This is a genomic window from Pseudomonas sp. FYR_7 (assembly GCF_043106155.1).
Classification (GTDB): Bacteria; Pseudomonadota; Gammaproteobacteria; order Pseudomonadales; family Pseudomonadaceae; genus Aquipseudomonas; species Aquipseudomonas parafulva_B.
In genome coordinates this window covers 47510-72175 of sequence record NZ_JBICMI010000071.1, presented here as the reverse complement: position 1 = coordinate 72175, position 24666 = coordinate 47510, and the positions used below count along the sequence as shown (strand labels likewise).

The window sequence follows — 24666 nt, the reverse complement described above, 5'->3', positions numbered from 1 at the left end:
CGGCCAGGTCTTGGGCGCTCCTACCACTGTGCAGGTCCGACCATGGCCAACAAGTCCTTGCGTATCCTGATTGCCGATGCCCACCCGCACCAACGCCTGCAACTGGAGCGTATGCTCAATGGTCTGGGGTATTACCGTATTGCCCCTGTCGACAGTTTCGAGGAGCTGCAGCGCCTGGTACTCGGTGCCTTGCAGCCCTTCCACCTGCTGCTGGGCAACATCGAATTGGCCAGCCACGCAGGCGTAGACCTGGCACGGTTTTGCCGGGTCAGCACGCAGATCCAGCATGCCCTGCTTTACCATTGCGCCCAGCTGAAGGTGCCTGCGGTGCCCCAGGCCGAGCGCCAGGCGGTCAGCCTGAGCCTGCCCCACGTACCTGACGATGATGCCCTGGCGTCGTTCATGTCCATCATCGACGCCCCCGTGGTGGTGGGCACCTTACCTATGCCGGACGGGCTACGCAGGGCGGGCCCCAGAGCGCCCGGCAACCTGGCCCAGACGGTCTTTCATCGCTGAGCCGGGCAGGGTAGGGGGCAATCGGGTCGCTATTTGCTATCCTCCGGCCTTTGACCATTGCTGCGAAACCTGCCATGACTGCCACCGATACCGCTCGTCCACCCCGGTTCACCCGCCGTGACCACAGGACGCTGGGCCTGGCTGCGCTGGGCGGCGCGCTGGAAATCTACGATTTCATCATCTTCGTCTTTTTTGCCCTGACCCTCAGCCAGCTTTTCTTCCCGCCCGAAATGCCTCAATGGCTACGGCTGCTGCAAAGTTTCGGCATCTTCGTCACCGGTTACCTGGCCCGGCCATTGGGTGGCATCCTGATGGCGCATTTCGCGGATCACCTGGGCCGCAAGCGCGTTTTCAGCCTCAGCATTCTGATGATGGCGCTGCCTTGCCTGCTCATCGGCGTCATGCCGACGTATGCCGACATCGGCTACGCGGCGCCGTTGTTGTTGCTGGCTCTGCGCATCCTGCAGGGGGCTGCAGTCGGCGGTGAAGTGCCCAGTGCCTGGACCTTCGTTGCCGAACATGCACCGCCCGGGCGACGCGGCTATGCCTTGGGTTTTCTGCAGGCTGGGCTCACGTTCGGCTATCTGCTGGGCGCCCTGACGGCAACCTTGCTGGCCCACGTGTTCTCGCCCGAGGAGATACTCAGCTACGCCTGGCGTTATCCGTTCCTGCTGGGGGGCGTGTTCGGGGTCATCGGCGTGTGGTTGCGCCGCTGGCTGAGTGAAACGCCGGTTTTTGTGGCCTTGCGCAGCCAGCAGGCCCCGGTGAAGTTTCCCTTGCGACAGGTGCTTGGCGAACATAAACGTGCCTTGGCGCCAGCGGCGTTGCTGACCTGCGTGCTGACCTCGGCAGTGGTGGTGCTGGTGGTGATCACCCCGACGGTCATGCAGCAGCGCTTTGGCATGAGTGCCGGGGATACCTTTGCCCTGAGCAGCGTGGGCATCGTGTTTCTGAATCTGGGCTGTGTGCTTGCCGGGTTGTTGGTAGACCGCGTGGGCGCGTGGCGGGCGCTGCTGCTGTACAGCGTGCTGCTACCCCTGGGGATCGGCGTGCTCTATGCCAGCCTGATCGGGCACTGGGGCATGACATGGGTGGCCTATGCCCTGGCGGGCTTGTCGTGCGGCGTGGTGGGCGTGGTGCCCTCGGTCATGGTCGGGCTGTTCCCCGCGCAGATTCGCGTATCGGGTATTTCGTTCACCTACAACGTGGCCTATGCGCTGTGGGCCAGTATCACGCCCTTGGCGCTTATCGCACTGATGCCATGGAGCCCTTGGGTATGTGTGGGTTTCTGTCTGGTGATGGGCGGGGTAGGGGTAATGACGGCGGTGTACTTCGGGCGCCGAGAGCCCCTGGCGGCGGGTGAACCTGGGCTTGAGCTCTCGGGCACGGCATGAAACGTGTGACCCTGCCGTTTCCGAGCACGCCCTGGCCGATATAAAAAGCCCCCGGTTCGAGAGAACCGGGGGCTTTTTATATCGGCCAGGGCGAGGTGACTACATGTTCGGGTAGTTGGGCCCGCCAGCGCCTTCCGGCGTGACCCAGGTGATGTTCTGGGCCGGGTCCTTGATGTCGCACGTCTTGCAGTGCACGCAGTTCTGCGCGTTGATCTGGAAACGCTTGCTGCCATCTTCCTGAGTGACTACTTCGTAGACGCCTGCCGGGCAATAACGCTGGGCAGGTTCGTCATACAGCGGCAGGTTACTGGCGATCGGAATGGTCGGGTCGGCCAGCTTCAGGTGGCAGGGCTGCTCTTCTTCATGGTTGGTGCTGGACAGGAACACCGAGCTGAGCTTGTCGAAGCTGAGCTTGCCGTCGGGCTTGGGGTATTCGATCTTTTGCGAGTCTGCGGCCAGCTTCAGGCAGGCATAGTCAGGCTTGGTGTCGCGCAGCGTGAAGGGCAGCTTGCCGGCGAACCAGTTCTGGTCGATGTAGTTGAACGCAGCACCCAGCAACGGGCCGAACTTGTGCATGGCCGGGCCGAAGTTGCGGCTGGCGAACAGTTCTTCATGCAGCCAGCTGGCCTTGAAGGCGCTGACATAGCCGTCTAGCTGGTCACCGCCCTCACTGCCGGCGATCAGGGCGTCAGCGACGGCCTCTGCAGCGAGCATCCCCGACTTCATGGCCGTATGGCTGCCCTTGATCTTGGCAACGTTCATGGTACCCAGGTCGCAGCCGATCAGGGCGCCGCCTTTGAATACCATCTTGGGCAGCGAGTTGATGCCGCCCTTGGCCAGCGCGCGCGCACCATAGCTGATGCGTTTGCCGCCTTCGAGGTACTGGCTGATCACCGGGTGGTGCTTCAGGCGCTGGAACTCGTCGAAGGGCGACAGGTAGGGGTTGGCATAGGACAGGTCGACGATCAGCCCGACGACCACCTGGTTGTTCTCCAGATGGTAGAGGAACGAGCCACCGGTGTTGTCCTTGGCCATGACGTCCAGCGGCCAGCCGGCGGTGTGCACCACCAGGCCTTGCTGGTGTTTGGCTGGGTCGATTTCCCACAGTTCCTTGAGCCCGATACCGTAGTGCTGCACGTCCGAATCGCTGTCCAGTTTGAAGCGCTTGATCAGTTGCTTGCCGATGTGGCCACGGCAGCCTTCGGCGAACAAGGTGTATTTGGCGCGCAATTCCATGCCTGGCGTGTACAAGCCTTCCTTGGGCTGGCCTTCGCGATCGACCCCCAGGTCGCCCGTGACGATGCCGCGTACGACGCCGTCTTCGTCGAACAGCGCTTCCTGGGCTGCGAAACCTGGGTAGATCTCGACACCCAGGTTCTCGGCCTGCTGGGCCAGCCAGCGGCACAGGTTGCCCAGCGAGATGATGTAATTGCCCTGGTTGTGCATGGTCTTGGGCACGAACAGGTCAGGTACCTTGGTGGCGCTGCCGGCATCCTTGAGCACGTAGATGTCGTCACGCTTGACCTCGGTGTTCAGCGGCGCGCCCAGCGCCTTCCAGTCCGGGAACAGCTCGTTCAGGGCGCGTGGCTCGAACACGGCGCCGGAGAGAATATGGGCACCGACTTCGGAGCCTTTTTCCACCACGCAGACGCTGATTTCGCTACCGGCTTCGGCGGCCTTCTGCTTCAGGCGGCAGGCGGCGGACAGGCCCGCCGGGCCGGCGCCGACGATGACCACGTCGAATTCCATGTATTCGCGTTCCACAGGTTCTCTCCTACTCATCAAGGCTCATAGCTGTTGCTTTGTCTTATGGGTGCGCGGGCATTCGCAGCGGTGGCCAGGCCACCAGGTTGTAGCTGGGCAAATGACGAACTACACCGTTTTGTCTTGGACGCGCATTATATCTACACCACTTGACCGGTCCAATACAAACGTTTGTTTGAATTTGCCGCAGCCCAGTAAAATCAAAGGAAGGCGGCTGGAAGGTGACCGATTTGCCGTATTGACCGGATGGGGTGATACGGTCAAGATACGAGCGGTTTTACGTTCGCCGTAGGCTTGCAGCCGGGCGCAGGTACACCTCTAAAGACCAGGTGTGGAGCAGGGTTTTCAAGCGTTCAAGCGGTTTGTAGTGAAGTCTACACGCCACGACAGCAAATGACCCGCGTGCATTTTTGCCCCAGGCATGTGCACATCAGTGATGGGTCGGCGAACGCCGGGGCGCACTTGGTTGCGTTCACCATGAAAACTTCGTCTGCGGCTTGTTTCCAGAGGTGCCCTTGTACCCACGCGTATCGCAGGGCCTAGTCCCAGGCGACTATCTATTCACCGGAGAGTAACGAGGAATCCATGAAGGTTCTTGTAGCTGTCAAACGAGTGGTCGACTACAACGTCAAGGTTCGCGTCAAGGCGGACAACTCCGGCGTCGACCTTGCTAACGTCAAGATGTCCATGAACCCCTTCTGCGAAATTGCCGTGGAAGAGGCCGTTCGCCTGAAAGAAAAAGGCGTTGCGACCGAGATCGTCGTCGTATCCGTCGGCCCGACTACCGCCCAGGAGCAGTTGCGTACCGCCCTGGCGCTGGGTGCCGACCGCGCCATCCTGGTCGAAGCAGCCGACGAACTGAACTCCCTGGCTGTGGCCAAGGCGCTCAAGGCCGTGGTCGACAAAGAGCAGCCGCAGCTGGTCATCCTCGGCAAGCAGGCCATCGACAGTGACAACAACCAGACTGGCCAGATGCTCGCCGCACTGACCGGTTACGCCCAGGGCACTTTCGCGTCCAAGGTCGAAGTCGCTGGCGACAAGCTCAACGTCACCCGTGAAATCGACGGCGGCCTGCAAACCGTCGCGCTCAACCTGCCGGCCATCGTCACCACCGACCTGCGCCTGAACGAGCCGCGCTACGCGTCGTTGCCCAACATCATGAAGGCCAAGAAGAAGCCGCTCGAGACCCTGACGCCGGATGCGCTGGACGTTTCCCTGGCCTCTACCAACAAGACCCTGAAAGTGGAAGCACCCGCTGCCCGTGGCGCTGGCATCAAGGTCAAATCGGTGGCCGAACTGGTCGAGAAGCTGAAGAACGAAGCGAAGGTAATCTAAATGACTATCCTGGTTGTCGCTGAATACGAGAACGGTGCCGTTGCGCCGTCCACCCTCAATACCGTTGCTGCTGCCGCCAAGATTGGTGGTGACGTGCACGTACTGGTCGCCGGTCACAATGTAGGTGCCATTGGCGAATCCGCCGCCAAGATCGCCGGCGTGGCCAAGGTTCTGGTCGCCGATAATGCCGCTTACGCCCATGCGCTGCCCGAGAACGTTGCGCCGTTGATCGTCGAGCTTGCCCAGGGCTACAGCCACGTGCTGGCCCCGGCCACCACCAATGGCAAGAACACCCTGCCGCGCGTTGCAGCGCTGCTGGACGTCGATCAGATCTCCGAAATCATCTCGGTCGAATCTGCCGACACCTTCAAGCGCCCGATCTACGCGGGTAACGCCATCGCTACCGTGCAGTCGAGCGCCAGCGTGAAGGTCATCACCGTGCGCACGACCGGCTTTGATGCCGTGGCTGCCGAGGGTGGCGCCGCCGCTGTCGAGGCGGTGGGTGCTGCCCATGATGCTGGCATCTCGGCGTTCGTTTCCGAAGAGCTGGCCAAGTCCGATCGCCCTGAGCTGACCGCTGCCAAAATCGTCGTTTCCGGCGGGCGCGGCATGGGTAACGGCGATAACTTCAGCCACCTGTACAGCCTGGCCGACAAACTGGGTGCCGCTGTTGGCGCTTCCCGTGCAGCGGTCGATGCGGGCTTCGTGCCCAACGACATGCAGGTCGGCCAGACCGGCAAGATCGTCGCTCCGCAGTTGTACATCGCCGTCGGTATCTCGGGCGCCATCCAGCACCTGGCCGGTATGAAGGATTCCAAGGTGATCGTGGCGATCAACAAGGACGAAGAAGCACCGATCTTCCAGGTTGCCGACTACGGCCTGGTTGCCGACCTGTTCGAAGCCGTGCCGGAGCTGGAAAAGCTGGTCTGATCCGCTGGCTTCACTTATAAAGAACCCGGCCCTCTTGTTGAGGGCCGGGTTTTTTTTATGGTCGAGGAGTATGGGATGAGGTTGGGTGCAACGGGCAGGACGCTGGCCTGCATGACAGTTCTGGTATCGCCACTGGCGATGGCGGCAGGCAAGTGCGAACGCCTGGTGGCCACCGGCAGCCCCGACGCGCCGCCCTATTCGTGGCAGGATCCTAAAGACCCTAAGCACCTGATTGGCGCCAACGTCGACTTGCTGCGCCAAGTCGCGGGCAAGCTGGGTATCAAGGTGGAAGTGCTCAATGCCGGCCGGCGCGATCAGGCCCTTGAGGAGGTGCGCAGCGGGCGCATGGATCTGCTGCTCGATGCGCCGTTGCAAGTTGAGCAATTGACATCGCTGGACTACATCCACCCGCCGTTGCAACTCAATGAGTATCTGGTATGGACGCGGCACGATGCCGAATTGACCTTCGATGGCCCAGCCGACCTTGCGCGGTATCGGGGGAGTCTTTCGGAGCGAGCGCGTTTGACCCCCGCGTTCACTGCGTTCGCCAAAGACCAGTTGAAACCGGTGATGGCGCAGAATCTGACCCAGGCCTTTCAGAAGTTGGTACTCGGCCAAGTAGACTACGTGCTAGCCGGTCGTTACTCGGGCATGGCCATGGTCCAGAGCCTGGGCATGAACGATGCCCTGATTGCCCGCGGCCTACCCGTTGATCGACCCGGGCTATACGTGGCGCTGTCCCATGACTCGGCGTGCAACGACAGTTGGCTGCGTGGGCATTTGGCGAAAAAACTGACAGAATTGCCCATCTCCGGTACGTCCGATGCTGTGCTGCAGACCAATCTCGAGCGCTGGAAGGCGCAATTGCAGGTGCAGGGCGACGCCCCCAAACACTAGGAAGATCGCGTGAAAACCCAACCTTTGATCCTTGCCATGGCCGTGCTTGCCCTGGCTGGCTGTGCCAACGACCCTGCCCCGGATGAACAGATGCGCCTCTCCGAACAGGCCCTGGAACAAGCAAAAGCGGTTGGTGCTACCGACCAGGTCGAAGCGTTCAAGCTGGCCGAAGACAAACTGGGACGTGCTCGTACAAACATGCTTACACAGGATTTTCGCGACGCTCGCATGCGCGCCGAACAGGCTGAGCTCGATGCTCGGCTGGCCGAGGCACAAGTGTTGAATCAAAAGAGCGATGAGCAGTTGCAACTGCTGCAATCGAGGATCAAGCGCCTGCGCAAACAATTGGAGGTGCAGCCATGATGGCGCGTGGTTCTTTCACGGTACTGACGTTGCTGGCCCTTGCAGCAGGCCTGACCGGTTGCGCCAGCCAGCGCAGCACGGCCGCGCTGGATCAAGCCGCTGCCAGCTTCCAGAAGGTCAAGGATGACTCGGATGTGCTGCGCAGCGCGCCGCGTGATGTGATCCGCGCCGGCGAGTCGCTGTCGCGCGCCGAGCGTTTGTCCAGCTACATGGGTACCGGTGCCGATGTGCGCCATTACGCCTACCTCAGTCAACGCTACAGCGAAATTGCCAGTGAGCACGCCAAGCTTGCGCTGAATCAGGAGCGCCAGGCCAAGCTCGACTTGGAACGCCAACGGCTGCAACTGGCGCTGCGCGAGGCCAAGCTGGCCAGCGTGCAGCAACAGGGCAAATGGGTCGAGTCGCAGATCGTCGCACTGGCGTCGGAGCAGCCCGACCGTGGCTTGGTCATGACGCTGGGTGACGTACTGTTCGATACCGGCAGCGCCGACCTCAAGAACTCGGCCAGCCGGACGTTGCTCAAGCTTGTGCAGTTCCTCCAGCTCAACCCCCGCCGCTTAGTGCGCATCGAAGGTTATACCGACAGCACTGGCACGCCTGAAGAGAATCTCAAGCTGTCCCGCGACCGGGCGCAGGCCGTGGCCGATATGCTGGCCGACCTGGGCATCGATGAAAAACGGATGCAAGTCGAGGGCTATGGCGACCAATACCCGGTTGAGGTCAACGCCTCGGAGCGGGGCAGGGCGCAGAATCGACGGGTTGAGATCGTGTTCTCCGACGACAAGGGCAAGCTCGCGCCAGCACGCTGATGGGTGGGTGTCAGGCCCGGGCAATGGGTCATGCTGGCCGTCGAAATGGGCAGTGCATGGCAGCCGTTGCCCCTGCGCGTGAATGACTTTTGGGCGCTTGCCACCTGCCGGATAGGCTCATGACCAGCATGCCCGCACACCGTTTACGTGCCGGTGCTGCAAATCGCTTCCAAGCACGTGTACCGTTGACTATTCTGTCATCTGTCCCAGTACACTTTGCAACTGTTCCGGTATCCTGAACCGCAGTGAGCGACACAAGAATAATGAGCCTGTCCGCGCGTCGAGATCCAGCCATGACCAACCTGCTGTTATACCAGCGTATCGCCCAGCAACTGGCCGAAGACATCCGGCGCGGTGTCTACCAGCCAGGCGAACGGGTGCCTTCGGTGCGCAAGATGAGTGCGCAGCTCAATGTCAGCCATGCCACCGTCCTGCAAGCGTATGCCAACCTGGAGGACCAGGGGCTGATTCGCGCGCGTCCCCAGTCTGGTTACTATGTGCACCAGACCCCGGCGCTAACGGCGCCCACGCCGGACATCGCGCGCGTGGAGCGCCCCGGTCTGGTGACCCGGGCCAGCATCATCCAGCAGGTGCTGACCGAGGCGCGCCGCGATGGCGTATTCGCCTTCGGCGCGGCCGTGCCACATGTCGACTATCTGCCCGTGCGAGCCTTGCACCAGCAACTGGCCAAGGTGACACGCTTTCACAGCCCGCGCGCCTTCAGCTACATGTTCAGCCCAGGCTTCGAGCCCCTGCGTCGGCAGATCGCCATTCGCATGCGCGACGCCGGCGTGCTGGTCGACCCACAGGAGGTGATCGTCACCCATGGCTGTGTCGATGCCTTGCAGATGTCGCTGCGTGTGCTCACCAAGCCCGGCGACCTGATCGCGGCCGAGTCGCCGACCTACTACGGTCTTCTGCAATTGGCGGACTTGCTCGGGTTGAAAGTGATCGAGATCCCCAGCGACCCCTCGACCGGCATCAGTCTCGAGGCCTTGCAACTGGCCGCCAACCAATGGTCCATCAAGGCGTTGGTGCTGACCGCGCGGTTGAGCAACCCGCTAGGAGGGACCGTTCCCGAAGAGCGGCAAAAGCAGTTGCTGCGCCTGGCATCGGACTACGATATCCAGATCGTCGAAGATGACATCTATGGCGAGTTGATGTTCGAGCAGGGCAAGACCAAGGCTTTGAAAGCGTTCGATCGTCTGGACAGGGTCATCTACTGCTCAAGCTTCTCCAAGACGCTCTCGCCTGGCGTGCGAGTGGGCTGGATGATTGCCGGCCGCTACCAGGACGAGATCCAGCGCTTGCAGACCTTCACCACCCATTCGGCGTGCAGCGTGACCCAGATGGCGGTAGCGGCTTACCTGGAAAACGGTGGTTATGATCGCCATCTTCGCTTCATTCGCCAGGAGTACCGCAAGAACCTCAGTGCGTATCAGTTGGCAGTGCAGCAGCACTTCCCGGAGGGCACTCAGATGACGCGCCCAACGGGCGGCTTCATTCTGTGGGTGAGCTTGCCTGGCCGGGTCAATACCCAGGAGCTGCACGTGCGGGCGCTGGAGCAGGGGATCAGCATCGCGCCGGGGCTGATTTTCAGCAACACCGAGCAGTTCAACCACTGTATCCGCCTGAACTGCGGGATTCCATGGAACAAGGAGGCCGAGCGCGCAGTCATCACCTTGGGACTACTGGCACAACAATTGTGCAGGGAGCCTGCAACCCCACTTTTGTGAGGCTTGCCAGGCGGCTGCGGAACAGGGAGCATACGCATTTTCCATGGGGTTCTGTCCATTTGCCATGAACGCACTGCGCCGCTATCTGATGGTCTTGTGTCTGCTGCCTGTGGTTCTGCCGGGCAGCCCAGCCCAGGCTGCCCAGCCAGCAAGCCAGGCACAGTCCGCTACAGGTAAAGCGCAAGTCAAGCCCAAGGCACAGCAAAGTGCTCGCAAGGCAGTCAGCAAGCGCGCTAAATCGGCGCACAAAAAGGTCAGCAAGCAAGTGGCCAAGCCATTGCCGAAAGCCAACCTCGACCTGAGCTTGCCGACCGAGCTGGTGGATAACCTGCAGCCGAATGTGGGTGAGCCATCGCCCATCAAGAAGCGCAAGCCGTTGCTGCCGCCGTTGTTCGTTGAAAAGTCCGAAGCCGACAGTCCGTTTCAACTCAACGGCCGCTTGATCAGCAACGAAATGCAATTGCAGCTTCGCAACGACAGCCGCCGGGATGTCGAAGGCGCCGCCATCGATTTCGAGTACCGTCAGTGAGCGGGGACTGACCGGCCAGTCAGTGGATTTTCATCTGGGTGGCAATTTCAAACGTCTGTTTGAGCGGTTACTATCCGTGTGTGCCGCCCTATCCCGTTCTCTGGAGTCCTGAGTCACTTGAATGCCATGAAATGCCGCGAAGGCTGCGGCGCCTGTTGCATCGCGCCATCCATCACCTCAGCCATGCCACTGATGCCCGAGGGCAAGCCGGCAGGGGTGAGGTGTCTGCACCTTACCCCTGCGAACCTGTGCGACCTGTTCGGCAAACCCGAGCGGCCGGCGGTCTGTGGCGGTTTCAAGGCCGATCCCGAGGTGTGCGGCGCTGACAATGAAGAGGCGATCAGGATTCTGGGCTGGTGGGAGCGGGTAACGGCGGCGTGACAGGCTGGATCTTCGACAACAAGGATAAACATGATGAGATCGTTCAAGCGTATTGCGCTGCTGTGTGGCGTCAGTGTTCTGTTTGCACCTGTTGCCTTGGCTGAAAACTGGCAGGTGGCCAAGGACGAGGAGGGCATCAAGGTCTCTCTCAGTGAAGTGCCGGGCTCCAAGTACAAGGCTTACCGAGGCGTGACCGTCATCAAGGCGCCGCTGGCCAAGGTTCAGGCGTTGCAGGAGGATGTGGCCGGGGCTTGTGCCTGGATTCACGAGTGCAAGTTGCAGAAGCTGCTCAAGCACGAGGGTGACCAGAGCTGGACCTACACCCAGTTCAATACACCCTGGCCTGTGACACCACGCGACTCCGTGCTGCGTGTAACCACGGTCAAGAGTGCCGATGGCAGCCTTACGCGCAACCTCGTCGAAGAGCCTGCCTACGTGCCCGAGGAGAAGGGCTTCGTGCGGGTGGCGAAGGTAGACGGTTTCTGGAAGCTGGTGCCCAAGGGTGACAGCACGGAGGTCACGTACCAGGTGCATACCGAGCCAGGCGGCAGTGTGCCGGCGATGGTTGCCAACAAGTTCGTGGTGGAAGCGCCGTTCAATACGCTCAAGGCGCTTCGGGCGCGCGCTGAGAAAAACTGACGTTTCTCTGCTGGATGGGTGAAGGCCACCTGTCACAAGAGGCGGTCAGCACTGGACCTACAAAAAAGGCTGCCCGAGGGCAGCCTTTTGGCATTGGGCGTTGAGCGCTTACTTGCGGTCGCTCAGTGCCACGATGTCGCGCTTCGCCTCGCCGGTGTACAGCTGGCGCGGACGGCCGATCTTGTACGGGCTGGAGAGCATTTCCTTCCAGTGCGAAATCCAGCCTACGGTGCGCGCCAGGGCAAAGATCACGGTGAACATGCTGGTCGGAATGCCGATGGCCTTCAGGATGATGCCCGAGTAGAAGTCGACGTTCGGGTACAGCGAGCGCTCGATGAAGTAAGGATCGGTCAGGGCGATCTCTTCCAAACGCATGGCCAGTTCGAGCTGCGGGTCGTTCTTGATGCCCAGCTCGCGCAGGACTTCGTCGCAGGTCTGCTTCATCACGGTGGCGCGCGGGTCGCGGTTCTTGTAGACGCGATGACCGAAGCCCATGAGCTTGAACGGATCGTTCTTGTCCTTGGCCTTGGCGATGAAGGTGTCGATGTTGGACACATCGCCAATCTCATCGAGCATGGTCAGTACCGCTTCGTTGGCACCGCCGTGGGCCGGGCCCCAGAGTGCCGCGATGCCGGCAGCGATGCAGGCGAACGGGTTGGCACCCGACGAACCTGCCAGGCGCACGGTGGAGGTGGAGGCGTTCTGCTCGTGGTCGGCGTGGAGGATGAAGATCCGGTCCATTGCCTTGGCCAGCACCGGGCTGATCGGTTTGATCTCGCACGGGGTGTTGAACATCATGTGCAGGAAGTTTTCCGCATACGACAGGTCGTTGCGCGGGTACATCATGGGCTGCCCCATGGAATACTTGTACACCATCGCGGCCAGGGTCGGCATCTTTGCGACCAGGCGCACCGCGGAAATTTCGCGGTGTTGCGGGTTATTGATGTCCAGGGAGTCGTGGTAGAAGGCCGACAGGGCACCGACCACACCGCACATCACCGCCATCGGGTGAGCGTCGCGGCGGAAGCCGTTGAAGAACGTCTTGAGCTGTTCGTGAACCATGGTGTGGTTCTTGACGGTGCTGACGAACTGGGCTTTCTGCTCGGCATTGGGGAGTTCGCCGTTGAGCAGCAGGTAGCAGGTCTCGAGGTAGTCGGACTGTTCGGCCAGTTGTTCGATGGGATAGCCGCGATGCAGCAGGATACCCTTGTCGCCGTCGATGTAGGTGATCTTCGACTCGCACGAGGCCGTTGCCATGAAACCAGGGTCGAAGGTGAAGTGACCAGTGGCCCCCAACCCGCGGACGTCGATTACATCAGGACCAACCGTGCCGGTTAAAATGGGCAGCTCGACGGGGGCAGTGCCCTCGATGACCAACTGCGCTTTTTTGTCAGCCATGTGGCCTCCTATTAATGCTTGAAATCATCAGACAGACCCCCCACGCAGGGCCCGCACCACTATAGAGGGATAAATTCAGATGTCAATTTGCCTAAAGGCTTGTTGAATCAGCTGTTCAAGCCTGATTTTTCCCGAAATTCTCGCCCATTTACGCCTTTTCCTCCTTAAAGGCAATGCGCTATTCGGGCTACCCCCTCACGTTGTCATGAGCAGCCTAACTGTCTATACTCGGCACCCGACCGCCAGGGGCTTGCAAGCCCGACCTGCTGGGGGTCGCCGTTCCCTGGGTGGTGGGTACCTGACCAGTACACTTACCAACAACTTTGCCCTGATTCGCTAGGGGCTCTTCAGTGTGAAAAAAGCCGTGAAAAGCCAACGACCTGTAAACCTAGACCTAAGGACCATCAAGCTTCCTGTCACCGCGTACACGTCCATCCTGCACCGTATCTCCGGCGTCATTCTGTTCATCGGCCTTGCCATCATGCTGTATGCACTGGGCAAGTCGCTGGGTTCGGAGGAAGGCTTCGGTGAAGTGAAGGCGTGTCTGACCAGCCCGCTGGCCAAGTTTGTGACCTGGGGCCTGTTGTCCGCCCTGCTTTATCACCTCGTGGCAGGTGTTCGTCACCTGATCATGGACATGGGTGTCGGCGAGACGCTGGAAGGCGGCAAGCTGGGCTCGAAAATCGTGATCGTCATCTCCGTGGTGCTGATCGTTCTGGTGGGAGTTTGGGTATGGTAACCAACGTCACGAACCTGTCGCGTTCGGGCCTCTATGACTGGATGGCGCAGCGCGTCTCGGCGGTCGTTCTCGCGGCTTACTTCATCTTCCTGATCGGCTACGTGGTCGCCCACCCAGGCATCGACTATGCCCAGTGGCATGCCCTGTTCTCCAACAACGCGATGCGGATCTTCAGTCTGCTGGCCCTCGTTGCCCTCGGCGCTCACGCCTGGGTTGGCATGTGGACCATTGCTACCGACTACCTGACGCCTATGTCGTTCGGCAAGTCGGCAACTGCGATTCGTTTCCTGTTCCAGGCGGTATGCGGCGTTGCGATGTTCGCTTACTTCGTCTGGGGTGTGCAGATTCTCTGGGGTATCTGATCCATGGCTAGCATTCCAACCATTTCTTTCGACGCCATCATCATCGGTGGCGGCGGCGCCGGCATGCGCGCAGCGCTGCAGCTGGCCCAGGGCGGTCACAAGACTGCCGTGGTCACCAAGGTCTTCCCGACCCGTTCGCACACCGTATCCGCCCAGGGCGGCATCACCTGCGCCATCGCTTCGGCCGACCCGAACGACGACTGGCGCTGGCACATGTACGATACCGTCAAGGGCTCGGACTACATCGGTGACCAGGACGCTATCGAATACATGTGCCAGGAAGGCCCGGCTGCGGTCTTCGAATTGGACCACATGGGCCTGCCGTTCTCGCGTACCGAAACCGGCCGTATCTACCAGCGCCCGTTCGGCGGCCAGTCCAAGGACTTCGGTAAAGGTGGCCAGGCTGCCCGTACCTGTGCCGCTTCCGACCGTACCGGTCACGCGCTGCTGCACACTCTGTACCAGGGCAACCTGAAAGCCGGTACCACCTTCCTCAACGAATACTATGCCGTTGACCTGGTGAAGAACCAGGAAGGCGCCTTCGTCGGCGTGATCGCGATCTGCATCGAAACCGGCGAAACCATGTACATCAAGTCCAAGGCCACCGTTCTGGCCACTGGCGGTGCTGGCCGTATCTACGCCTCCACCACCAACGCCCTGATCAACACCGGTGACGGCATCGGCATGGCCCTGCGCGCCGGTGTTCCGGTGCAGGACATCGAGATGTGGCAGTTCCACCCGACCGGTATCGCCGGCGCCGGCGTACTGGTCACCGAGGGATGCCGCGGTGAGGGTGGTTACCTGATCAACGCCCACGGCGAGCGCTTCATGGAGCGCTACGCACCAAACGCCAAAGACCTGGCCGGCCGCGACGTGGTTGCCCGTTCCATGGTCAAGGAAATCATCGCCGGCAACGGCGTGGGCCCGAACAAGGACCACGTACTGCTGAAGCTGGACCACCTGGGCGAGGAAGTGCTGCACAGCCGTCTGCCAGGCATCTGCGAACTGTCCAAGACCTTCGCCCACGTTGACCCTGTCGTTGCGCCAGTGCCGGTCGTTCCGACCTGCCACTACATGATGGGTGGCGTTGCCACCAACATTCATGGCCAGGCCATCACCATGGACGAAGAAGGCAATGATCACATCATTCCTGGCCTGTTCGCCGTAGGTGAAGTGGCGTGCGTATCGGTTCACGGTGCAAACCGCCTGGGCGGCAACTCGCTGCTCGACCTGGTGGTATTCGGCCGTGCTGCCGGCCTGCACCTGGAGAAGGCGCTGAGCGACGGCATCGAGCACCTCGACGCCAGCGACACCGACATCGACGTTGCCCTGAATCGCCTGAACAAGCTCAACGAGCGCTCCACCGGCGAAGACGTAGCCAGCCTCAAGCGCGAATTGCAGAGCTGCATGCAGAACTACTTTGGTGTGTTCCGTACCGGCGAGTACATGCTCAAGGGTATCGAGCAACTGGCTGGCCTGCGTGAACGTATTGCCAACGTCAAGATCAACGACAAGTCCCAGGCCTTCAACACCGCGCGTATCGAAGCGCTGGAGCTGCAGAACCTGCTGGAAGTTGCCGAAGCTACCGCCATCGCGGCCGAAGCCCGTAAAGAGTCGCGCGGCGCTCACGCCCGTGAAGACTTCGAAGACCGTGACGACGAGAACTGGCTGTGCCACACCCTGTACTACCCGGGTGTCAAGCGCGTTGCCAAGCGTGGCGTCAACTTTGCGCCGAAGACCGTGCCGGCCTTCGAACCAAAAATCCGGACCTACTAAGGGTGGCTGCTATGTTGAAAGTCGAAGTTTATCGCTACAACCCCGACACCGACGCGGCCCCCAAGATGGAGTCGTTCGACGTCGATACCGGCGGCAAGGACCTGATGGTTCTGGATGTATTGGCGCTGATCAAGGAAAAGGACGAGGGCTTCTCGTACCGTCGCTCCTGCCGTGAAGGCGTGTGCGGTTCCGATGGCATGAACATGAACGGCAAGAACGGCCTGGCCTGCATCACCCCGCTGTCGGGCGTGGTCAAGGGCAACAAGCTGGTACTGCGTCCGTTGCCTGGCCTGCCGGTCATTCGTGACCTGGTCGTGGACATGAGCATCTTCTACAAGCAGTACGAGAAGGTGAAACCGTTCCTGCAGAACGATACGCCGCCTCCGGCCATCGAACGTCTGCAGTCGCCGGAAGACCGTGACAAGCTGGACGGCTTGTACGAGTGCATCCTGTGCGCGTGCTGCTCCACGTCCTGCCCGTCGTTCTGGTGGAACCCGGACAAGTTCCTGGGCCCCGCCGCGCTGTTGCAGGCCTACCGTTTCCTGGCCGACAGCCGTGACACCAAAACCCAGGAGCGCCTGGCGTCCCTGGATGACCCGTTCAGCGTATTCCGCTGCCGCGGGATCATGAACTGCGTCAACGTTTGCCCTAAAGGTCTCAATCCGACCAAGGCGATCGGCCACGTACGTAACATGCTGCTGCAAAGCGGCACCTGATACACGTTGTACCTGCAGTACGCCGACGTGCGGGTGTAACACCCGCACCGAGGTAAAACCCGAACGGGGCTCACAAAGCCCCTGTTCATTACCTATGAAGATGAGACCAGCAGGGGCTTTCCGGGCTGGTACCCGGAAAATCAGCAGGATCCAGGTGGCGTGGTTCAGTCGCTGTTTTCGGACCGTTCCAGGTTTTCATGGCTCTCGCCGATCAGTCCCCTAATCGAGGGTGACCAAGCATGCAAGAAAGCGTGATGCAGCGCATGTGGGAAAGCGCCCACCTTTCAGGTGGTAACGCTGCATATGTGGAAGAGCTCTACGAACTCTACCTGCACGACCCTAACGCTGTGCCAGAAGAGTGGCGCACCTACTTCCAGAAGTTGCCCGCCGACGGCAGCACCGCTACCGACGTATCGCACTCCACGATCCGCGATCATTTCGTACTGCTGGCAAAGAACCAGCGCCGCGCCCAGCCGGTATCTGCCGGGAGCGTGAGCAGTGAACACGAGAAGAAGCAGGTTGAAGTGCTGCGACTGATCCAGGCCTATCGTATGCGCGGCCATCAGGCTGCCAAGCTCGACCCCTTGGGGTTGTGGCAGCGCCCTGCGCCCGTAGACCTGTCGATCAATCACTACGGCTTGACCAATGCCGATCTTGATACGACCTTCCGTGCCGGCGACCTGTTCATCGGCAAAGAGGAGGCGAGCCTACGCGACATCCTCGATGCGCTCCAGAAGACATATTGTCGCACCATTGGCGCCGAGTTCACCCACATCGTCGATTCCGAGCAGCGCAGCTGGTTCCAGCAGCGCCTGGAAAGCGTGCGTGGCCGTCCTGAATTCTCCGCCGACGTGCAGTCCCACCTGCTCGAGCGCGTCACCGCAGGCGAAGGCCTGGAGAAATACCTGGGTACCAAGTACCCGGGCACCAAGCGTTTTGGCCTGGAAGGTGGCGAAAGCCTGATCCCGATGCTGGACGAAATGATCCAGCGCTCCGGCTCCTACGGCACCAAAGAAGTCGTCATCGGCATGGCCCACCGCGGTCGCCTGAACGTGCTGGTCAATACCTTCGGCAAGAACCCGCGCGAGCTGTTCGACGAGTTCGAAGGCAAGAAGATGAACGAGCTGGGCTCCGGTGACGTGAAGTATCACCAGGGCTTCTCTTCTAACGTGATGACCCCAGGCGGCGAAGTCCACCTGGCCATGGCGTTCAACCCGTCCCACCTTGAAATCGTGTCGCCTGTGGTCGAAGGCTCGGTGCGCGCCCGTCAGGACCGCCGCAACGACAGCGTTGGCGACAAGGTGCTGCCTATCTCCATCCACGGCGACGCGGCCTTCGCAGGCCAGGGCGTGGTGATGGAAACCTTCCAGATGTCGCAGACCCGCGGTTTCAAGACCGGCGGTACCGTGCACATCGTGATCAACAACCAGGTTGGCTTCACCATCAGCAACCCGCTCGATGCGCGCTCGACCGAGTACGCCACCGACGTGGCCAAGATGATTCAGGCGCCGATCCTGCACGTCAATGGCGACGATCCGGAAGCCGTGTTGTTCGTCACCCAGCTGGCCGTCGACTACCGCATGCAGTTCAAGCGTGACGTGGTCATCGACCTGGTTTGCTACCGTCGCCGCGGTCACAACGAGGCCGACGAGCCCAACGGCACCCAGCCGCTGATGTACCAGCAGATCACCAAGCAGCGCACCACCCGCGAGCTGTACGCCGAAGCCCTCATCCAGGCAGGCCGCATCGACGCCGAGCGCGCCCAGTCCAAGATCGACGACTACCGCAGTGCGCTGGACAACGGCCTGCATGTGGTCAAGAGCCTGGTCAAGGAGCCGAACCGCGAGTTGTTCGTGGACTGGCGCCCCTACCTGGGTCACGCCTGGACGGCTCGCCACGACACCCGCTTCGACCTCAAGACCCTGCAGGAGCTGTCGGCAAAACTGCTGGAGCTGCCTGAAGGTTTCGTGGTCCAGCGTCAGGTCGCCAAGATCTACGAAGATCGCCAGAAGATGCAAGCCGGTGGCCTGCCGATCAACTGGGGCTACGCCGAAACCATGGCCTACGCCACGCTGCAGTTCGAAGGGCACCCGATCCGCATGACCGGCCAGGACATCGGACGCGGCACCTTCTCCCACCGTCACGCGGTGCTGCACAACCAGAAAGACGCCAGCACCTACGTACCGCTGAAGAACCTGTACCCGGGCCAGCCACGCTTCGAACTGTACGACTCCTTCCTGTCCGAGGAAGCGGTGCTGGCATTCGAGTACGGCTACTCCACCACCACGCCGAACGCGTTGGTGATCTGGGAAGCTCAGTTCGGCGACTTCGCCAACGGTGCGCAAGTGGTGATCGACCAGTTCATCACCAGTGGCGAGCACAAGTGGGGCCGTCTGTGCGGCTTGACCATGCTGTTGCCGCACGGTTATGAAGGCCAGGGCCCAGAGCACTCCTCGGCGCGCCTGGAGCGTTACCTGCAGCTATGTGCAGAGCAGAACATCCAGGTCTGTGTGCCGACCACGCCGGCGCAGATCTATCACCTGCTGCGTCGTCAGGTCATTCGCCCGCTGCGCAAGCCGCTGATCGTGCTCACGCCCAAGTCGCTGCTGCGTCACAAGCTCGCCGTCTCGACGCTCGAAGACCTGGCGGAAGGTTCGTTCCAGACCGTCATTCCGGAAATCGACACCCTCGATCCGGCCAAGGTCGAGCGCCTGGTGCTGTGCGGTGGCAAGGTCTACTACGACCTGCTGGAAAAACGTCGTGCCGAAGGCCGCGAAGACATTGCGATCGTGCGTATCGAGCAGTTGTATCCGTTCCCGGAAGACGACCTGGTCGAAATCCTGGCGCCGTACACCAACCTCAAGCACGCGGTCTGGTGTCAGGAAGAGCCGATGAACCAGGGCGCCTGGTACAGCAGCCAGCACCACATGCGTCGTATCCTGGGCCGCCACAACAAGGCGCTGAACCTGGAATACGCCGGTCGCGAAGCTTCTGCCGCGCCAGCCTGTGGTTACGCTTCCAAGCACGCCGAACAGCAGGAACGACTGCTGCAAGACGCGTTCACCGTTTAACGCCTTCGCGCATCTGAAACCGAATTTAAGGAAACACTGATAATGGCTATCGAGATCAAAGCCCCAACCTTCCCGGAATCGGTTGCCGACGGCACCGTTGCCACCTGGCACAAGCAGCCAGGCGACGCCGTCAAGCGGGACGAGCTGATCGTCGACATCGAGACCGACAAGGTCGTGCTGGAAGTGCTGGCCACTGCCGACGGCGTGTTGGGTGACATCGTCAAGGGCGAGGGCGATACCGTCCTGTCCGACGAAGTGCTGGGCTCGATCGTGGAGGGCGGCGCTGCTGCCGCTGCACCTGCTGCTGCGCCTGCCCAGGCCGCCGCATCGGCCGCCGCCGCTGCCGACGCCGGTGAAGACGACCCGGTCGCTGCCCCTGCTGCCCGCAAGCTGGCAGAAGAAAATGGCATCGACCTGGCCAGCGTGTCGGGTACCGGTAAAGGCGGTCGCGTGACCAAGGAAGATGTGGTCGCTGCCGTGGCCAACAAAAAGTCGGCGCCTGCCCCGGCGGCCAAGCCTGCCGCTGCAGCACCGGCACCGGTCGTGACCGCCGCTGGCGATCGTACCGAGAAGCGTGTGCCGATGACCCGTCTGCGCGCCAAGATCGCCGAGCGCCTGGTCGAAGCCCAGTCCAACATGGCCATGCTGACCACCTTCAACGAAGTCGACATGACCGAAGTCATGGCCCTGCGTTCGAAGTACAAGGACCTGTTCGAGAAGACCCACAACGGCGTGCGCCTGGGCTTCATGTCGTTCTTCGTCAAGGCTGCGACCGAAGCGCTCAAGCGCTTCCCGGCTGTCAACGCCTCGATCGACGGCAACGACATCGTCTACCATGGTTACGCGGACGTCGGTGTAGCGGTCTCCAGCGACCGTGGCCTGGTGGTCCCGGTACTGCGCAACGCCGAGTCCATGAGCCTGGCCGAAATCGAGAACGGTATCGCCACCTTCGGCAAGAAAGCCCGTGACGGCAAGCTGGCCATCGAAGAAATGACCGGCGGCACCTTCACCATCACCAACGGTGGTACCTTCGGTTCGATGATGTCGACGCCGATCGTCAACCCACCACAAGCCGCGATCCTGGGCATGCACAACATCATCCAGCGCCCGATGGCCATCAATGGCCAAGTGGTGATTCGCCCGATGATGTACCTGGCGCTGTCCTACGATCACCGCCTGATCGACGGCAAGGAAGCGGTGACCTTCCTGGTGACCATCAAGAACCTGCTGGAAGATCCGTCCCGCCTGCTGCTGGACATCTAATCGCGCAGCTGTAAGCTGCGAGCGACAGGCTTCAGATCGAAGCCTGTCTGTCTTGCGGCTTGCAGCGGCCGCTTGAGCTAACAAGGAATCTTTTATGACCCAGAAATTCGACGTGGTAGTGATTGGTGCCGGTCCTGGCGGCTATGTAGCTGCTATCAAGGCCGCCCAACTTGGTCTGAAGACTGCCTGCATCGAGAAGTACACCGACGCCGAGGGCAAGCTGGCCCTGGGCGGCACTTGCCTCAACGTAGGCTGCATTCCTTCCAAGGCGCTGCTGGACAGCTCTTGGAAATACAAGGAAGCCAAAGAGAGCTTCAACGTCCACGGTATCTCCACTGGCGAAGTGAAGATGGACGTACCGGCGATGGTTGGCCGCAAGGCAGGCATCGTCAAGAACCTGACCGGCGGTGTCGCCACCCTGTTCAAGGCCAACGGCGTGACCTCCATCCAGGGCCACGGCAAGCTGCTGGCGGGCAAGAAGGTCGAAGTGACCAAGGCTGACGGCACCAGCGAAGTCATCGAAGCGGATAACGTCATCCTGGCTTCCGGCTCGCGCCCGATCGACATTCCGCCGGCCCCGGTCGACCAGAATGTGATCGTCGACTCCACCGGCGCCCTGGAATTCCAAGCTGTGCCCAAGCGCCTTGGCGTGATCGGTGCTGGCGTGATCGGCCTGGAACTGGGTTCGGTATGGGCGCGTCTGGGCGCAGAAGTGACCGTACTCGAAGCCCTGGACACCTTCCTGATGGCTGCCGACACCGCCGTCTCCAAGGAAGCCCAGAAGGTTCTGACCAAGCAAGGCCTGGACATCAAGCTGGGTGCGCGCGTCACCGGTTCCAAGGTCAACGGCGACGAAGTCGAAGTGACCTACACCAACGCCGAAGGCGAGCAGAAGATCACCTTCGACAAGCTGATCGTTGCGGTGGGCCGCCGTCCAGTGACCACCGACCTGCTGGCTGCCGACAGCGGTGTGAACATCGACGAGCGTGGCTACATCTACGTCGATGACCAGTGCGCGACCAGCGTGCCGGGCGTCTACGCCATCGGTGACGTGGTGCGTGGCCTGATGCTGGCGCACAAGGCCTCGGAAGAGGGCATCATGGTCGTCGAGCGCATCAAGGGTCACAAGGCCCAGATGAACTACGACCTGATCCCATCGGTCATTTACACCCACCCGGAAATCGCATGGGTCGGCAAGACCGAACAGTCCTTGAAGGCCGAGGGTGTTGAGGTTAACGTGGGCACCTTCCCGTTCGCGGCCAGCGGCCGTGCGATGGCGGCCAACGACACCGGTGGTTTCGTCAAGGTCATCGCCGATGCCAAGACCGACCGCGTACTGGGTGTGCACGTGATTGGCCCATCGGCTGCCGAACTGGTACAGCAGGGCGCAATCGCAATGGAATTCGGCACCAGTGCCGAGGATCTGGGCATGATGGTCTTCAGCCATCCAACCCTGTCCGAAGCGTTGCACGAAGCAGCGCTGGCGGTGAATGGCGGTGCCATTCACGTCGCCAACCGTAAGAAGCGTTAATCATAAGAAACCACGGCGGGCTGCCCGTCGTGAGTCTTGCGTGCATGACTCACCGCGGAAAGTCCGCCGGACCGGATCACATGGGATAACCCGGGGTCAACGGTCACAGGTGGTGCGGCGCCAGTGATGGCGCAGCGCCGAAGCGCAGTACCTAACGAAGACGGTAAAAAGCATGAATCTTCACGAGTATCAGGGTAAGCAGCTGTTCGCTGAGTACGGCCTGCCAGTTTCCAAGGGTTTCGCGGTCGACACCCCTGAAGAAGCGGCAGAAGCCTGCGACAAGATCGGCGGGAACGAGTGGGTCGTCAAAGCCCAGGTTCACGCTGGCGGTCGCGGCAAAGCGGGCGGCGTCAAGCTGGTTCGCAGCAAGGAAGACGCCAAGGCGTTCGCTGCACAGTGGTTGGGCAAGAATCTGGTCACCTACCAGACCGATGCCAACGGTCAACCCGTCTCCAAGATTCTGGTCGAATCCTGCACCGACATCGCCAAAGAGCTGTACCTGGGCGCTGTGGTCGATCGTTCGAGCCGCCGCATCGTGTTCATGGCCTCCACCGAAGGCGGCGTGGACATCGAGAAAGTCGCTCACGACACACCTGAAAAAATCCTCAAGGCCACTATCGATCCACTGGTCGGCGCTCAGCCGTTCCAAGGTCGCGAGCTGGCGTTCCAGCTGGGTCTGGAAGGCAAGCAAGTGCAACAGTTCGCCAAGATCTTCGTGGGCCTGGCCAAGCTGTTCAAGGATCACGATCTGGCCCTGCTGGAAGTGAACCCGCTGGTGATCAAGGCCGACGGCGACCTGCACTGCCTCGATGCCAAGATCAACATCGATGCCAACGCCATGTACCGTCAGCCGAAGCTGAAAACCTTCCACGACCCGTCCCAGGACGATGCCCGTGAAGCCCACGCTGCCAAGTTCGAACTGAACTACGTTGCCCTGGAAGGCAACATCGGCTGCATGGTCAACGGTGCTGGCCTGGCCATGGGTACCATGGACATCGTCAACCTGCATGGCGGCAAGCCAGCCAACTTCCTCGACGTGGGCGGCGGTGCTACCAAGGAACGCGTTACCGAAGCGTTCAAGATCATTCTGTCCGACAGCAATGTCGCGGCCGTTCTGGTCAACATCTTCGGCGGCATCGTTCGCTGCGACATGATTGCCGAAGGCATCATCGGTGCTGTGAAGGAAGTCGGCGTGAAGGTGCCGGTCGTCGTTCGCCTTGAAGGCAACAACGCCGAACTGGGCGCTAAAGTACTGGCAGAAAGCGGTTTGAACATCATTGCTGCAACCAGCCTGACCGACGCTGCTCAACAAGTTGTCAAAGCTGCGGAGGGCAAGTAATGAGCGTCCTGATCAATAAAGACACCAAAGTCATCTGCCAGGGCTTCACCGGCTCGCAGGGTACTTTCCACTCCGAACAAGCCATCGCCTACGGCACCAAGATGGTCGGCGGCGTCACTCCAGGCAAAGGTGGCACCACCCACCTGGGCCTGCCGGTGTTCAACACCGTCAAGGAAGCCGTTGAGGCGACCGGCGCCGATGCTTCGGTCATCTACGTACCAGCGCCGTTCTGCAAGGACTCGATCCTGGAAGCAGCGTTTGGCGGCATCAAGCTGATCGTGTGCATTACCGAAGGCATTCCGACCCTGGACATGCTGGACGCCAAGGTCAAGTGCGACGAGCTGGGCGTGACCCTGATCGGCCCTAACTGCCCAGGCGTCATCACGCCGGGCGAGTGCAAGATCGGCATCATGCCGGGTCACATTCACTTGCCAGGCAAGGTCGGTATCGTGTCGCGCTCCGGCACCCTGACCTACGAAGCTGTCAAGCAGACCACCGACGCCGGCTTCGGCCAGTCGACCTGTGTCGGCATCGGCGGAGACCCGATCCCGGGCTCCAACTTCATCGACATCCTGAAGCTGTTCCAGGAAGACCCGAAGACTGAAGCGATCGTCATGATCGGTGAGATCGGCGGTTCGGCTGAAGAAGAAGCCGCAGCCTACATCAAGGCCAACGTCACCAAGCCTGTCGTTTCCTACATCGCCGGTGTTACTGCACCTGCGGGCAAGCGCATGGGCCACGCTGGCGCCATCATTTCGGGCGGCAAGGGCACTGCAGACGAGAAGTTCGCAGCCCTGCAGGACGCAGGTGTCAAAACCGTACGTTCGCTGGCTGACATCGGCAAGGCCTTGGCCGAGCTGACCGGTTGGGAAGTGAAGAAGTAATATTGCTGCACCCCCCACGCGCACAGAGGCCACCTTCGGGTGGCCTTTGTCGTATAGGGGCGCCGATTAATCTCGTGAAGATTTGCTCGTCAGGTCAGGGGGCCAAACGGATTAGGTTTTCTCGATAGCTGTGATAGGAATTTTCGTACATACACCCTGTTCAACCAGCGGATAATACCGATCGTTCCGTTCACGCAGACGACAATGACGTACGCACATCGGACAACACGCACTGTGCCAGTGCGTTTGAAGGGTAAACCGGTTAATCTACGCGACTATTTTGTGCCCGTGCCC

General features: G+C 61.0%; 22 protein-coding genes. 20 read left to right on the top strand and 2 right to left on the bottom strand.

Annotated features, from left to right (window positions below):
- The first annotated feature begins 42 nt into the window (after positions 1-42).
- Entirely contained in the window at positions 43-516 is a 474-nt protein-coding gene (locus ACF8R3_RS17375; protein WP_197844776.1) for a histidine kinase, read from the top strand.
- Positions 517-590: 74 nt separating this feature from the next.
- Positions 591-1910, top strand: coding sequence for an MFS transporter (locus ACF8R3_RS17370; RefSeq protein WP_196126178.1), 1320 nt, complete (start codon positions 591-593; stop codon positions 1908-1910).
- Positions 1911-2009: 99 nt separating this feature from the next.
- Here ACF8R3_RS17370 and ACF8R3_RS17365 read toward each other — a convergent pair whose 3' ends face one another.
- A complete protein-coding gene (locus ACF8R3_RS17365; RefSeq protein ID WP_058602654.1) occupies positions 2010-3674 on the bottom strand; it encodes an electron transfer flavoprotein-ubiquinone oxidoreductase in 1665 nt (554 codons plus the stop codon).
- Positions 3675-4259: 585 nt separating this feature from the next.
- Here ACF8R3_RS17365 and ACF8R3_RS17360 point away from each other — a divergent pair.
- The 9 genes from ACF8R3_RS17360 (at position 4260) to ACF8R3_RS17320 (ending at position 11293) form a co-directional block, all read left to right on the top strand.
- Positions 4260-5009 (top strand): electron transfer flavoprotein subunit beta/FixA family protein, encoded by a 750-nt coding sequence (locus tag ACF8R3_RS17360; protein ID WP_392515940.1) that lies wholly within the window; start codon positions 4260-4262, stop codon positions 5007-5009.
- Positions 5010-5939 (top strand): electron transfer flavoprotein subunit alpha/FixB family protein, encoded by a 930-nt coding sequence (locus ACF8R3_RS17355; protein ID WP_058602655.1) that lies wholly within the window; start codon positions 5010-5012, stop codon positions 5937-5939.
- Between the two features lie 75 nt (positions 5940-6014).
- Entirely contained in the window at positions 6015-6836 is an 822-nt protein-coding gene (locus ACF8R3_RS17350) for a substrate-binding periplasmic protein (RefSeq protein WP_392515939.1), read from the top strand.
- Between the two features lie 9 nt (positions 6837-6845).
- Entirely contained in the window at positions 6846-7199 is a 354-nt protein-coding gene (locus tag ACF8R3_RS17345; protein ID WP_196136671.1) for a DUF4398 domain-containing protein, read from the top strand.
- On the top strand, positions 7199-8008 hold the full coding sequence (locus tag ACF8R3_RS17340) for an OmpA family protein (protein WP_392515938.1): 810 nt from the start codon (positions 7199-7201) through the stop codon (positions 8006-8008). Before ACF8R3_RS17345 ends, ACF8R3_RS17340 begins: the two co-directional genes overlap by 1 nt.
- Before the next feature lie 293 nt (positions 8009-8301).
- Positions 8302-9744 (top strand): PLP-dependent aminotransferase family protein, encoded by a 1443-nt coding sequence (locus ACF8R3_RS17335; RefSeq protein WP_058602659.1) that lies wholly within the window; start codon positions 8302-8304, stop codon positions 9742-9744.
- Between the two features lie 64 nt (positions 9745-9808).
- Positions 9809-10273, top strand: coding sequence for a hypothetical protein (locus ACF8R3_RS17330; RefSeq protein WP_392515937.1), 465 nt, complete (start codon positions 9809-9811; stop codon positions 10271-10273).
- Positions 10274-10399: 126 nt separating this feature from the next.
- Positions 10400-10654 (top strand): YkgJ family cysteine cluster protein, encoded by a 255-nt coding sequence (locus ACF8R3_RS17325; protein WP_027916297.1) that lies wholly within the window; start codon positions 10400-10402, stop codon positions 10652-10654.
- Positions 10655-10687: 33 nt separating this feature from the next.
- Positions 10688-11293 carry an START domain-containing protein gene (locus tag ACF8R3_RS17320; RefSeq protein WP_058602662.1) on the top strand — a complete coding sequence of 202 codons (606 nt, stop codon included), beginning with the start codon at positions 10688-10690 and terminating at the stop codon, positions 11291-11293.
- A 108-nt stretch (positions 11294-11401) separates the two neighbouring features.
- On the opposite strand, the gene gltA is transcribed toward ACF8R3_RS17320, so the two are convergent.
- On the bottom strand, positions 11402-12691 hold the full coding sequence (gene gltA / locus ACF8R3_RS17315) for a citrate synthase (protein ID WP_058639744.1): 1290 nt from the start codon (positions 12689-12691) through the stop codon (positions 11402-11404).
- A 352-nt stretch (positions 12692-13043) separates the two neighbouring features.
- Here gltA and sdhC point away from each other — a divergent pair, with 352 nt between their 5' ends.
- From sdhC to sucD, 9 genes are all read left to right on the top strand, one after another.
- Positions 13044-13430: a succinate dehydrogenase, cytochrome b556 subunit gene (gene sdhC / locus ACF8R3_RS17310; protein ID WP_088523617.1), complete on the top strand. Its 387-nt coding sequence runs from the start codon at positions 13044-13046 to the stop codon at positions 13428-13430.
- Positions 13424-13792 carry a succinate dehydrogenase, hydrophobic membrane anchor protein gene (gene sdhD / locus ACF8R3_RS17305; RefSeq protein ID WP_023533603.1) on the top strand — a complete coding sequence of 123 codons (369 nt, stop codon included), beginning with the start codon at positions 13424-13426 and terminating at the stop codon, positions 13790-13792. Before sdhC ends, sdhD begins: the two co-directional genes overlap by 7 nt.
- Before the next feature lie 3 nt (positions 13793-13795).
- Entirely contained in the window at positions 13796-15568 is a 1773-nt protein-coding gene (gene sdhA, locus ACF8R3_RS17300) for a succinate dehydrogenase flavoprotein subunit (protein ID WP_058602663.1), read from the top strand.
- An 11-nt stretch (positions 15569-15579) separates the two neighbouring features.
- Positions 15580-16284 carry a succinate dehydrogenase iron-sulfur subunit gene (locus ACF8R3_RS17295; protein ID WP_023533615.1) on the top strand — a complete coding sequence of 235 codons (705 nt, stop codon included), beginning with the start codon at positions 15580-15582 and terminating at the stop codon, positions 16282-16284.
- Positions 16285-16523: 239 nt separating this feature from the next.
- On the top strand, positions 16524-19355 hold the full coding sequence (locus tag ACF8R3_RS17290; RefSeq protein ID WP_058602664.1) for a 2-oxoglutarate dehydrogenase E1 component: 2832 nt from the start codon (positions 16524-16526) through the stop codon (positions 19353-19355).
- Positions 19356-19397: 42 nt separating this feature from the next.
- Positions 19398-20618 (top strand): 2-oxoglutarate dehydrogenase complex dihydrolipoyllysine-residue succinyltransferase, encoded by a 1221-nt coding sequence (gene odhB / locus ACF8R3_RS17285; protein WP_392515936.1) that lies wholly within the window; start codon positions 19398-19400, stop codon positions 20616-20618.
- A 94-nt stretch (positions 20619-20712) separates the two neighbouring features.
- Positions 20713-22149, top strand: coding sequence for a dihydrolipoyl dehydrogenase (lpdA, locus tag ACF8R3_RS17280; RefSeq protein ID WP_058602666.1), 1437 nt, complete (start codon positions 20713-20715; stop codon positions 22147-22149).
- Between the two features lie 172 nt (positions 22150-22321).
- Entirely contained in the window at positions 22322-23488 is a 1167-nt protein-coding gene (sucC, locus tag ACF8R3_RS17275; RefSeq protein ID WP_023533614.1) for an ADP-forming succinate--CoA ligase subunit beta, read from the top strand.
- Positions 23488-24372 carry a succinate--CoA ligase subunit alpha gene (gene sucD / locus ACF8R3_RS17270; RefSeq protein WP_004376004.1) on the top strand — a complete coding sequence of 295 codons (885 nt, stop codon included), beginning with the start codon at positions 23488-23490 and terminating at the stop codon, positions 24370-24372. Before sucC ends, sucD begins: the two co-directional genes overlap by 1 nt.
- The last annotated feature ends 294 nt before the right edge of the window (positions 24373-24666 follow it).

Bases quoted from the DNA above. Each gene is read 5' to 3' on its own strand.
- ACF8R3_RS17375 (WP_197844776.1), top strand. From the start codon at position 43: ATGGCCAACAAGTCCTTGCGTATCCTGATTGCCGATGCCCACCCGCAC.
- ACF8R3_RS17370 (WP_196126178.1), top strand. From the start codon at position 591: ATGACTGCCACCGATACCGCTCGTCCACCCCGGTTCACCCGCCGTGAC.
- ACF8R3_RS17360 (WP_392515940.1), top strand. From the start codon at position 4,260: ATGAAGGTTCTTGTAGCTGTCAAACGAGTGGTCGACTACAACGTCAAG.
- ACF8R3_RS17355 (WP_058602655.1), top strand. From the start codon at position 5,010: ATGACTATCCTGGTTGTCGCTGAATACGAGAACGGTGCCGTTGCGCCG.
- ACF8R3_RS17350 (WP_392515939.1), top strand. From the start codon at position 6,015: ATGAGGTTGGGTGCAACGGGCAGGACGCTGGCCTGCATGACAGTTCTG.
- ACF8R3_RS17340 (WP_392515938.1), top strand. From the start codon at position 7,199: ATGGCGCGTGGTTCTTTCACGGTACTGACGTTGCTGGCCCTTGCAGCA.
- ACF8R3_RS17335 (WP_058602659.1), top strand. From the start codon at position 8,302: ATGACCAACCTGCTGTTATACCAGCGTATCGCCCAGCAACTGGCCGAA.
- ACF8R3_RS17330 (WP_392515937.1), top strand. From the start codon at position 9,809: ATGAACGCACTGCGCCGCTATCTGATGGTCTTGTGTCTGCTGCCTGTG.
- ACF8R3_RS17325 (WP_027916297.1), top strand. From the start codon at position 10,400: ATGAAATGCCGCGAAGGCTGCGGCGCCTGTTGCATCGCGCCATCCATC.
- ACF8R3_RS17320 (WP_058602662.1), top strand. From the start codon at position 10,688: ATGAGATCGTTCAAGCGTATTGCGCTGCTGTGTGGCGTCAGTGTTCTG.
- gltA (WP_058639744.1), bottom strand. From the start codon at position 12,691: ATGGCTGACAAAAAAGCGCAGTTGGTCATCGAGGGCACTGCCCCCGTC.
- sdhD (WP_023533603.1), top strand. From the start codon at position 13,424: ATGGTAACCAACGTCACGAACCTGTCGCGTTCGGGCCTCTATGACTGG.
- sdhA (WP_058602663.1), top strand. From the start codon at position 13,796: ATGGCTAGCATTCCAACCATTTCTTTCGACGCCATCATCATCGGTGGC.
- ACF8R3_RS17295 (WP_023533615.1), top strand. From the start codon at position 15,580: ATGTTGAAAGTCGAAGTTTATCGCTACAACCCCGACACCGACGCGGCC.
- ACF8R3_RS17290 (WP_058602664.1), top strand. From the start codon at position 16,524: ATGCAAGAAAGCGTGATGCAGCGCATGTGGGAAAGCGCCCACCTTTCA.
- odhB (WP_392515936.1), top strand. From the start codon at position 19,398: ATGGCTATCGAGATCAAAGCCCCAACCTTCCCGGAATCGGTTGCCGAC.
- lpdA (WP_058602666.1), top strand. From the start codon at position 20,713: ATGACCCAGAAATTCGACGTGGTAGTGATTGGTGCCGGTCCTGGCGGC.
- sucC (WP_023533614.1), top strand. From the start codon at position 22,322: ATGAATCTTCACGAGTATCAGGGTAAGCAGCTGTTCGCTGAGTACGGC.
- sucD (WP_004376004.1), top strand. From the start codon at position 23,488: ATGAGCGTCCTGATCAATAAAGACACCAAAGTCATCTGCCAGGGCTTC.